Here is a 9,058-nt window from a genome sequence, read left to right on the forward strand (position 1 = left end):
GAACCTCTCCGCCTCCGCCAGTAGCCCCCGCCCCTCCGCGTAGACCCGCTGACCCTCCCTGGTAGGCTTCACCCCGCCGCGTGAACGCTCCAGCAGCCTCGCGCCGCACCAGCTCTCGAACGCGCGCACCTGCTTGCTGACGGCGGGCTGGCTGATCCTCAACCGCTCGGCCGCCGCCGTAAACGAGCGCGACTCCACCGCGGCACAGAACACCTCTAGCAGCCTCAGATCCACCACCACGCCGCAATTCTACACAAGTGGATCAAGTAGATTCCAGATGGTTATGGGAAGGATAATCAAAATGCTCTAAATAAAGGAGTAAATCGGGTTTATCTTCCGCTTTATGGTTATAAAAAGAGATGAAAAAACGGGTGCCGGGAAGAAGCTGTACGATATATTGCCAGGGCTCACGCTGGCCGGGCTCGTGGCCGTCGGGGCCTATGGCCTCGGGGCGCTGGTGCCGAGCTTGAGCAGTCTGGTGTGGGCTCTCATCCTCGGGGCCGTGGTGGCGACGGCGGTTACCCTGCCGGGGGGCGCGCACCGGGGCGTGGATTTCGCGGCGAAGCCTGTTTTGAAGCTCGGGGTGGTCTTGCTGGGGTTCCAGATCAGCGTCTCCGACGCCATCGCGCTCGGGCCGAAGGTGCTCCTGGTGGTGCTGGTGACGCTCCCCGTTACCTTCGGGGCGGCGTTGTTCGTCGGGCGCCGGCTCGGGCTATCCACGAAGCTCTCGCTGCTGGTCGGCACCGGGAGTGCGATCTGCGGGGCGTCGGCGATTGCGGCGATGGACAGCGTCGCCGACGCGGAAGAGGAGGACGTGGGCTTTGCCGTGGCCACGGTAACCCTGTTTGGCACGGTGGCGGTATTCGCGATCCCGGCGCTCGCCGGCGGGGTGATCGGGATACCCTCCGGCGTGGCCGCGGTTTGGGCCGGGGCCAGCGTACATGAGGTCGGGCAGGTAGTGGCCGCCGCCTCCCCTCTGGGTAACGGCGCCCTGGAGACGGCCACGCTCGTAAAGCTGACCCGGGTCGCGCTGCTGGCTCCGAGCGTGCTCGTGGTCGGGCTGCTGATGCGAGCCGGAGGAGGCGGCGGTGGGGGTGGGAGCGGTTTCCCGGTCCCGCTGTTCGTCCTGGGCTTCCTCGGCGCGCTCGCGGTACGTTCCGCCGGGGTGCTGCCGCAGACGGTTATAGACGGCATCCTGTCCGTCGACACCGCGCTCCTGACGGTCGCGCTCGGCGGGCTCGGGCTGAACCTCAGCGTCAGGAGCATGGCCCGGCTCGGCTGGCGGCCGCTGGCGCTGGGCCTGCTCGTCTCCGTGGTGGTCGCGGCGGTAAGCCTCGCCATGATCCTGGGCCTCGGCGTCTAGGGAGGTCTAGTGAGGGGCCGGCCATATCAGCCGGTACGTCGAAATGTAGAGGAAAGGTAGAGAAAGGTCGCGATGATGCACAAGAGGACGCACAGGAGAGACAATGTGGCTCTTACTGGGACGGGCTCCGCATTCAAGTATCTGGCCGGAGCCTGTGCGGTGGCCGGGGTCCTCGTAGCGGCCACCGGAGCCTTGAGAGCCGGGGCTCTGGTCTTTGCCTCGACGGTAGCCCTGTTCGGGGCAGGGAGGCTTCTGCGGGGCGCGGGGGACCGCGCGGTGGATCTCGTCCTCCTCTTTGTAGGCATAATCTCCATGATCGGAGTCCTCGGGCACCTCCTCACGGGCCTGTAGACGCTTTAACGCATGCTGTAACGCACTCAGTGTCGGATGTTGGCTTCTACAGAAACGTGGCTTTCGTGCTCCTCCGGTATCCGAGCCCCGGCGCGGCGAGATCCGAACGACCGGATGAACACCCTCACCTTCTTACCGCCCGGTGCTGTTCCCGCCGCCGGTGAGCCACGGCTCTTGGGGACCGTCTCCCCGCTCCCGGGCATTATTCGGGACCCTGTCCCGACCTCGTGGCCTGAGCCGGAGGTGCGCACTTTCCGCTCGACTCTGGAGCGAGCCCGGTCTGCGAGGTCGCGATGATCCCGACCGGAGCGCCCGGTCTCGGTAGTCTGCCGGAAGTCCCCACGCCCCGCAGGAAGGCAGCCGGAGCCGGTGCCCCGCTGATGCAGAGCAAGCAGAGCAACTTGGAGCTTTGGAGATCCCGGGCCGCGGACCATACCCACACATTGACGGGCGGGCCGGGCGGGAATAGGGTTGATCCATGAGTTCCTCCGAAAAAAGCGGGGAAAAGGCCCCGGAGCAAACCCGCCGGGAGGCTGAGGTAAGGGAGCACCTGGCGAACGAGCGGACCCTGCTCGCCTGGGTCAGGACGGGGATAGGGCTAATATCCATCGGGTTCGTCATAGAGCGTGCCGGGGTGCTGGCCGCCGCGAGCCCGGTGGAAGGCGTCTCGGTCGCCGTCTCGACGGTCTTCGGCTTTGCTCTGGCCATGCTCGGCTGCCTGACGCTGATGCTCGGCGTCTTCCAGTTTCTGCGCAACCGGAAGAGGATCATCTCCAACACCTTCACCCCGGACGTGCTCGGTTACATCCTGGTCGTGGCCGGGAGTCTCGCCCTCGCCGGGAGCTTCATGGTCTTCGTCCTCCTGCGCTAGCCACATTAGCGAGACGTCCCCGGAGCCGTGCGGATTCCGGTAACGCCGAGTTGATCCGACCCCGGCCCGGCCTCCGTATCCGGTTTAGATTCGATATAACTCCAACATAGACCCGGACGACTGGCGGAAGTCGGTAGAGAAGTCTGTGAAAGGGATCAGGGCAAGGACACCTCGCCGGGCGATAATATCTGGAAACCTGAGAGCAACACCAGGTTCTACAGCACCGGAGGAAGAAGGAAGTTTTGGGTAACAGGTTTATGACGGCACTCGCGGGCATCGCGGGTGGGGCCGTGGCTTTCGGCGCGGCGGAGCTGGTACACGGGGTGTATCCGCTGGTCCCCTCCCTGCCCGTGGCGGTGTCGCAGAGGGTTATAGAGCTTACGCCGGGCAGCCTCGCCACCGAGGCTATCGGGACTTTGGGTAAGGCGGCCACCCCGGTCCTGGTGGTAACCGTGATACTGGTCGCGCTGGCGCTGTCCGGCGCGCTGGCCGTACTCTCCCGCCGCTCGGCGCCGCTCGCCCTGGTGGGGGTCGGTCTGGTGGGGGTCGTCGCCATGCTGGCGGCGCTATCGGAGCCCTCCATCTCGGTTCCGGTAACGCTCGTAACCATAGCCGGGGCCCTGATCGCGGGCTCCACCATCGCCGGAACGCTCCTGGATCGCGCCGAGCCGGACGCCGGGCAAGAGTCGGTGGCCCAAGACAGCGGTATGGAAGGCGTGAGACGCCGGGACTCCGGCCCCGACCGGGAGACCTCCGTCGGACGCCGGGGGTTCCTCGCCCTCTCCGGAGGGACCGCGGCCCTTGGTCTAGCCGCGGTCGGCGCGGGCCGTCTGCTATCCAGCGGTTCCGGGGGCTCGGCCGGCTCCGCTAGCTCCGCTGGCTCCGCGAGCCTCTCCGGGGCCTCGGGCGGCTCTACCACGGGCGGAGCGGCCTCTCTGGACCGGCTGCCCCCGCCGCCCGACAGCGCCTCCATAGAGGTGCCCGGGATGCCGAAGCTCATCACCCCGGCGGACGACTTCTATCTCATAGATACCGCGATCTCCTCGCCCCGCATAGACCGTGACCGCTGGACCCTGAACGTCGGCGGCGACGAGGTCGCCAACCCCATAGAGCTCTCCTACGCCGACCTGACCTCTTCCTTCCAGCAGATTGAAGCCGACATAACCATGTCCTGCGTCTCCAACGAGGTCGGCGGCGGGCTGGTATCCCACGGCCGCTGGACCGGGGTCCGGCTCTCGGACGTTCTCGAGGAGGCCGGTATCCGGCCGGGTGAGATCGGCAAGGCCTCGGAGCAGCTTATAGGCCGCAGCGTGGACGGCTGGGAGGCCGGGTTCAAGACAAACGTCGCCTTCGACGGCCGCGAGGCGCTCGTCGCCTTCGGACTAAATGAAGAAGAGCTACCCGCAAAGCACGGCTACCCGGTCAGGCTCGTCGTGCCGGGTCTGTACGGCTACGTCTCGGCCACCAAGTGGCTCTCCGAGATAGAGCTAAAGCCCTGGGACTACGACGTGTACTGGATCAAACGCGGCTGGTCCAAGAAGGGCCCGGTAAAGACCCAGTCCCGCATAGACACGGTATCCAAGGACGACGAGCTGGAGGCCGGAACGATCCCGATAGGCGGCGTAGCCTGGGCCCCGACCCGGGGCATCCGGCGCGTCGAGGTCTCCACCGACGGCGGCGAGAGCTGGTCCGACGCCCGGCTCGCCACCCAGCTAGACGTGGACGCCTGGCGGCAGTACGTGTACGAGTGGGACGCGAAGCCGGGAGAGCACACCATAAAGGTCCGCGCCACCGACGGCGAGGGCGAGACCCAGACCGAAGACGAGGCGGCCCCGATACCCTCCGGCGCGACCGGCTACGATACGGTCAAGGTGACCGTGGTGTAGCGCCGCTCTGAAAGCAGCCTGGAGAAACGCTACCGTGCGGAAAAATTTCGGGCTTTTCCTGCGCCTTGCGGCGTCTTACGGTGTCTCACGGCGCTTTGCGGGTGGTGTAACCGCACTGTTTCTCCAACGTTACAAAATCGTAACGTCACGGAAAGCCCAACGTAACAACCACGGGGTATATTACTAATCAACCGGAGGCCGACCGGGGAACGTTCTTCCCCCCTCCAGATTCCACGGTCGGACCGGGACTTTTATAGCGGGGCCGGCTGTGGGACGTTATTCCCCCCTCCAGATTCCACTGGCCGGCTCCGCTCCTTTTTGTCTCTTTTTACTCCTCTGCTGTTTCGCGCTGATTTCGCGCTGACCTTCCCGGAGCCGGGACCGACCACCACGCCGGGGGTACAATGCGGGGCGTGGATGTAGACCGGATGCACGAGCTGGACGTTTCGCCCGCGGAAGCGCGGCGCCTGCAGGATGAGCTCGCCCCGAAAGTGGATCAGGGGCCGGCGCTGGATCTCGACCGGGTACGCTACGTGGCCGGGGCCGACGTCTCCACGCAGGGTGAGATGGGGTACGCCGCCGTAGTCGTGTTGAGCTTCCCCGACCTCTCCGTGGTCGAGGTGCAGGGGGCGGAGGGCGAGCTGTCGTTTCCTTACGTGTCGGGGCTGCTGGCCTTCCGGGAGATCCCCCCGGTCGTGCAAGCCCTGCGCAAGGTGCGGACGCCGGTGGACGCCGTGATCTTCGACTCCCAGGGGATAGCACACCCGCGGCGGATGGGCCTCGCCTCCCACCTGGGGCTCTTTCTGGACGTGCCGAGCGTAGGCTGCGCCAAGACCCGGCTGTGCGGCGTACACGACGAGCCCGCGGTGGAGAAGGGTAGCGGGGAGGACCTCGTACACCGCGGCGAGGTGGTCGGGCGTGTCCTGCGCACCCGCACCAACGTGTCCCCCGTCTACGTCTCCGTCGGGGACCGTATAGACCTCCAGAGCGCCGCCGCGCTCACCCTGGCATGTTGCCCGCGTTACCGGCTGCCGGAGCCCACGAGACAGGCCCACCTGGCCTCGAACCGGCTGCGTAAAGGAGAGGCTCTCTAGCCCGTTGGCGTCACACGCCGCCGGGTGTCCCGGCTGTCCTCCCGGATACACTATACTGACGCAAGAGGCTCACGAATCGGAGGGTTGCGCATGATGCCCGGAGAGGCTGGTCTGGCGTGAATGCTTTCTTTATCGTCTTGCTGGTGTTGTTGGTCGTGCTGGCCATTCTCTTCGCCGCGGGAGCCGCCTACGTTACCCGGTTCGAGAAGCGCGACCGCGAGGAGTTCGCGAATCAGGCCCGCAGCCGCTCCGCCCAGCGCGCGGGAGGCCGGGGCGACGGCCGGGAGTTCTACAAGAGCCTGGGCCTGGGCACCGGAGAGCAGGTCAAGATCCGGCTCTTCACCCTCCAGGAGTACCGGGACGAGCTCGGCGGGGATGCCGGAGTCGGGAGCGACGAGAGGATCATCGGGGCGCTAAAGGCTTACCGGCAGCTCGACGAGGAATGGTACGAGACCCCGCCCGAGAAGGCCGCGGGGCCCCTGGATCTCCGGGAGGGCGAGTATCGGCTGGACGAGGAGCGGCACGCTCTGCTGCTAAAGAGGCTGCCCCCCGGTGTACCGCCCTCCGCCAGGGAGATGTTCGAGTAGATGTCCGGGTAATAGCTCAGGCCGTCTTTCGGTTCAGGCGCTTCTCGAGCACGTTGGTGGAGTAGATCAGGGGCAGGCAGATCGCCAGGTAGATCAGGGCTATCGCCGTCAGCGAGGAGGAGTTGAAGGTCTGGGCCTGGATGTCCTGGGCCGCCCGCAGTAGCTCCACGAGCCCGATCACAGAGACCAGCGAGGTGTCCTTTACGAGCATCACGAACTCGTTGGTGAGCGGCGGTATCACGCGGCGGAACGCCTGGGGCACCACGACGTAGCGCATCGCCTGGGTGTAGGAGAGCCCGGAGGCCCGCGCCGCCTCCATCTGGCCCCGGTCTATGCTCTGGATGCCGGCGCGGAAGATCTCCGCCACGTACGCGGCGCTATTCAATGAGAGCGCCGCAAGACCCGCGAAGAACAGGCTCTCCCACCGCAGCCCGATGTTGGGCGTCGAGAAGTAGATGATCGTGATCTGCACTAGTAAGGGCGTGCCCCGGAACACGTCTACGTACACCGTGGCCGGGAAGCGCAGTATGCGCGAGCGTGAGATCTTGAGCAGCGCCAGCACGAGCCCCAGGAAGACGCCGAACACCTCCGCGAGCAGCGCGAGCGCGATGGCGACCCCGGCGGCCTGCAAGAGCGTCTGCCACTCCGAGAGGATCAGGCCGACGTCGAAGTACGAGCTCACGAAGTTGCCCGGGTTGAAGTCCTCCGGGTTGAACGTTACCGGCGGCCACTGTAGCTGCGCGAGGGGCGATAGACCCGGGAGGTGGGGGAGGCTCATGCTGACTCTCTAACTAGTCTGGTTAATCTGGTTCGTCCGGGTCTCAAGAGTTGGAGAACTAAAGGTCTCTACGGTATCTGCTCGGGCTCCTGACCGAACCACTTCTCGTAGATCTCGGCGTACGTGCCGTCCTCCTTGATCTCGGCCAGAGCCTCGTTCATGGGCTGCACGAGCTCGCTATCCTGGGGGAAGGCGATGCCGTACTGCTCGCCGGTCGGGATGTTCTCCACGATCTCAAGACCCTCGCTCTGCTCCACCCGGTCCTGGGAGACGGGAAAATCGTTTATGACGGCGTCTATCTGGCCGTTCTCCAGCGCGTTGAAGGCGTCCGTGACCGTGTTGAAGGTCCGCACGTTGCCGACGCCGCTCTCCTCCTCGAGCTCCTGGGCCTCTAGCGCGCCGGTCGTGCCGCTCTCCACCCCGACGGTCGCCTCACCGAGGTCGTCGGTGGACTCGATGCCGGAGCCCTGTGCCACCAGCAGGGACTGGTCCGCGTTGAAGTACGGCTCGGAGAAGGCGACCTGCTCCTGGCGCTCGGGGGTGATGGTCATCGCCGAGATCGCCGCGTCGTACTGGCCGCTTGAGAGGCCCTGGACGATACCGTCGAAGCGGACGTTCTGGAAGTTCACCTCGTAGCCCGCCCGTTCGGCGACCGCCCGCATCAGGTCTATGTCGAAGCCGGTCGGCTCGCCGCCCTCGTTGAACTCGAACGGGGGATAGGCGATGTTCGAGGCGACCGTGATCTCCTGCCCGCCGCCACCGCTGCTGGTGCCGCCACCGCCGCCGGTATCGCCACCACCGCCTCCATTTCCTCCGTCCCCGCTCCCACTGCCGCCACCGCATCCGGCCACGAGCGCGAGCGTCAGGACCAGCATAATAGCCAGCGCCGGAACCCGTCTCGTGCCGTAGATTTCCCTGAACCCCTTCACCGTTACCTCCCCCTGTCTAGCTGCTCTAGCTGCTTTAACCACTCTCGGGCAACGTACCGGGGCCGCGTCAAGCGCCGCCCGGTTCCTGGTCTTTACCGCCGAGCCGGTCCCCCGCCGACGAGACCCCTCCCTTAAACTCCGTCTCCAAGCACCACCCTGACCGTCTGATAACTACGGTAGTTAATAACAGAGCCACCCGCCCGCGCAAGAGACGGGGCCGGACGGCGTTAGAGGATACGGCTCAAGAAACGCTGGGTACGCTCGTTTTCGGGATTCTCGAAGAAGTGCTCCGGCGGGCCCACCTCCACTATCCGGCCCTCGTCCATGAAGATCACCCGGTCGGCGACCCGACGGGCGAAGCCCATCTCGTGGGTTGCGACGACCATCGTCATGCCGCCTTCGGCCAGGTTCGCCATCGCGTCCAGCACCTCACCGACGGTCTCCGGGTCCAGGGCGCTCGTGGGCTCGTCGAAGAGCATGATCCTGGGCTCCATCGCCAGCCCGCGCGCTATCGCCACGCGCTGCTGCTGTCCACCCGAGAGCGAGACGGGGTACTTGTCCGCCTGCTCGGGGATGCCGACCCTGTCCAGCAGCCTCTTGCACCGGTCGTCCGCCTCTTGCTTCGAGACCCCCTTTACCTTTACCGGCGCGAGCTTTATGTTCTCGGCGGCGGTCATGTGCGGGTAGAGGTTGAACTGCTGGAAGACGAACCCGATCTCGGCCCGCGCCCGGTTCACGTTGGTCTTTGAGTCCGTGAGCCTCAGCCCGTCCACGACCAGCTCACCGTCCCCAATGGCCTCCAGCGCGTTTATGCACCTGAGCAGCGTGCTCTTGCCCGAGCCCGAGGGCCCTATGAGCACAACCACCTCCCCCTCCTCCACGGCGAGGTCTATGTCCTCCAGGACCTTGAAGTCCCCGAACCACTTGCTCACCTCACGAAACTCTATGATGCTCATAAGCTATTCATAAACCTTGTTGTCACCCATCTAATATTGGCTCCAAGAGACCTTTGCCGCCGGAAATCTTCTTCCTGCTATTACAGGCTGTCAAACCTGGCTCGCTTTCGGAGCTTCGGATCGCTTGACCGTCTTTAGGCTGGATCATTATACTCAACATGACATCAGTGTTTCATTTCCATGATCTTGCAACAGGGAGGGTGGATGTCCGAGGCGGATTCAGGGGCCCGGGGAGGCTCGGAG

The 9,058-nt window shown here is 65.4% G+C and carries 10 protein-coding genes; 6 read left to right on the forward strand and 4 right to left on the reverse strand.

From position 1 onward, the window contains the following. A partial coding sequence (locus ABD53_RS15290) for a LysR family transcriptional regulator (RefSeq protein WP_047866701.1) occupies positions 1–240 on the reverse strand: 240 nt, incomplete at its 3' end. 157 nt (positions 241–397) lie between these two features. On the opposite strand from ABD53_RS15290, the gene ABD53_RS15295 reads away from it, so the two are divergent. From ABD53_RS15295 to ABD53_RS15320, 6 genes are all read left to right on the forward strand, one after another. Continuing rightward, positions 398–1,363: a YeiH family protein gene (locus ABD53_RS15295; protein ID WP_160309718.1), complete on the forward strand. Its 966-nt coding sequence runs from the start codon at positions 398–400 to the stop codon at positions 1,361–1,363. Positions 1,364–1,468: 105 nt separating this feature from the next. Then, the gene (locus ABD53_RS15300) at positions 1,469–1,714 is read left to right on the forward strand and encodes a hypothetical protein (protein WP_152670818.1); all 246 of its coding nucleotides are present in this window, start codon (positions 1,469–1,471) and stop codon (positions 1,712–1,714) included. Positions 1,715–2,192: 478 nt separating this feature from the next. Continuing rightward, a complete protein-coding gene (locus tag ABD53_RS16275; RefSeq protein WP_053058165.1) occupies positions 2,193–2,585 on the forward strand; it encodes a YidH family protein in 393 nt (130 codons plus the stop codon). Between the two features lie 242 nt (positions 2,586–2,827). Continuing rightward, positions 2,828–4,471, forward strand: a complete 1,644-nt coding sequence (locus ABD53_RS15310) for a molybdopterin-dependent oxidoreductase (RefSeq protein ID WP_152670819.1) — start codon at positions 2,828–2,830, stop codon at positions 4,469–4,471. Positions 4,472–4,875: 404 nt separating this feature from the next. Beyond that, on the forward strand, positions 4,876–5,565 hold the full coding sequence (gene nfi / locus ABD53_RS15315) for a deoxyribonuclease V (protein WP_047866705.1): 690 nt from the start codon (positions 4,876–4,878) through the stop codon (positions 5,563–5,565). Positions 5,566–5,681: 116 nt separating this feature from the next. Continuing rightward, positions 5,682–6,152: a hypothetical protein gene (locus ABD53_RS15320; RefSeq protein WP_047866706.1), complete on the forward strand. Its 471-nt coding sequence runs from the start codon at positions 5,682–5,684 to the stop codon at positions 6,150–6,152. A 16-nt stretch (positions 6,153–6,168) separates the two neighbouring features. Here the strand turns inward: ABD53_RS15320 and ABD53_RS15325 are convergent, their stop codons facing one another. From ABD53_RS15325 to ABD53_RS15335, 3 genes are all read right to left on the reverse strand, one after another. Continuing rightward, positions 6,169–6,930 carry an amino acid ABC transporter permease gene (locus tag ABD53_RS15325; protein ID WP_084709759.1) on the reverse strand — a complete coding sequence of 254 codons (762 nt, stop codon included), beginning with the start codon at positions 6,928–6,930 and terminating at the stop codon, positions 6,169–6,171. 68 nt (positions 6,931–6,998) lie between these two features. Continuing rightward, entirely contained in the window at positions 6,999–7,859 is an 861-nt protein-coding gene (locus tag ABD53_RS15330; protein WP_053058166.1) for a basic amino acid ABC transporter substrate-binding protein, read from the reverse strand. A 227-nt stretch (positions 7,860–8,086) separates the two neighbouring features. Then, positions 8,087–8,809, reverse strand: a complete 723-nt coding sequence (locus ABD53_RS15335) for an amino acid ABC transporter ATP-binding protein (protein ID WP_047866710.1) — start codon at positions 8,807–8,809, stop codon at positions 8,087–8,089. Positions 8,810–9,058: the final 249 nt, after the last annotated feature.

The sequence above is a fragment of the Rubrobacter aplysinae genome (assembly GCF_001029505.1).
GTDB lineage: Bacteria > Actinomycetota > Rubrobacteria > Rubrobacterales > Rubrobacteraceae > Rubrobacter_A > Rubrobacter_A aplysinae.